At 70.7% G+C, this 1140-nt stretch carries 1 protein-coding gene; it reads left to right on the top strand.

The features are described 5' to 3' along the window. The first annotated feature begins 58 nt into the window (after nucleotides 1–58). Nucleotides 59–1114 carry an IS630 family transposase gene (locus tag CNO22_RS27200; RefSeq protein ID WP_100502321.1) on the top strand — a complete coding sequence of 352 codons (1056 nt, stop codon included), beginning with the start codon at nucleotides 59–61 and terminating at the stop codon, nucleotides 1112–1114. The last annotated feature ends 26 nt before the right edge of the window (nucleotides 1115–1140 follow it).

The raw sequence follows: 1140 nt of genomic DNA, 5'->3' as shown, positions 1-1140 counted from the left end.
TTACTAAGGAGATCGTTAGTAGCTTGATCGCTGACCCGCGCGCGGAGACCATTGAGGAGTGCGGGAGGACGACGGCCGCAAGCTCGACCACCAGACGCTGGAGGCGCTGCGGCTGCGGGCGACCGAGCAGGTGGCCCGCGGTGTGCCGGCGGCCGAGGTCGGCGCGGGTCTGGCGGCGCTGGGCCTGCACCGCAGAACGATCTATACCTGGCTGGCCAAGGAGCGCACCGAGGGTCGGCAGGCGCTGCGGGCCAAGCCGGTGCCGGGACGGCGGCGCAAGCTTTCCGATGCCCAGTTGGGCGAGCTGGCCGCGCTGATCACCGACACCGATCCGCGCGATCACGGGTTTGCCGTGGCGCTGTGGACCCGCGAGATCGCCCGTCAGCTGATCGCGGCTCGGTTCGGGGTGGTGCTGACCGTGGCCAGCGTCGGGCGCACCCTGCACGACCTCGGTTTCTCTGCCCAGCGGCCGCTGTACCGGGCCGAGCAGGCCGACCCGGTGGCAGTGGCCCGCTGGAAGGAGACCGACTACCCCAATATCGCCGCGGAGGCCAAGGCGACCGGCGGAACGGTGTTCTTCGTCGACGAGGCCGGCGTGCGCAGCGACTACCACGCCGGCACCACCTGGGCGCCGGTCGCACAGACCCCGACGGTGGCGGCCACCGGCGCCCGGTTCGGCCTGAACATGATCTCCGCGATCAGCGCCAAGGGCGCCCTGCGGTTCTCGGTGCTCGCCGGCACGCTGACCGCCGCGGGCTTCATCGCCTTCCTCCAGCGGCTGCTGCACGACGCCCAGCGCACCAGTGCCGGGCCGGTGTTCTGCATCGTCGACAACCACCCGGCCCACCGAGCCAAGGCGGTCCAGCGCTTCGTCGACTCCACCGACGGCGCCCTGCGGCTGCACCGACTGCCGGCCTATTCGCCGCAGCTCAACCCCGACGAGTGGGTGTGGAAGAACGTCAAGCACGACGGAGTGGCGCCCGCAGCTCCCAACGGCCCCGACCAGATGAAGGCGGTCGTCACCGCCCGGCTGCGCCGGCTGCAGCGCCTACCGCACATCGTCCGAGGCTTCTTCGGCGACCCCGAATTGGCGTACATCGCCGCCGTTGCCTGAAGTCAACCTTCGCGCGATCTCATTGG

The organism is Geodermatophilus chilensis, from assembly GCF_002802985.1.
GTDB lineage: Bacteria > Actinomycetota > Actinomycetes > Mycobacteriales > Geodermatophilaceae > Geodermatophilus > Geodermatophilus chilensis.
Note: the sequence above shows the minus strand (reverse complement) of the source record. Positions and strands in the feature narration are given on the sequence as shown.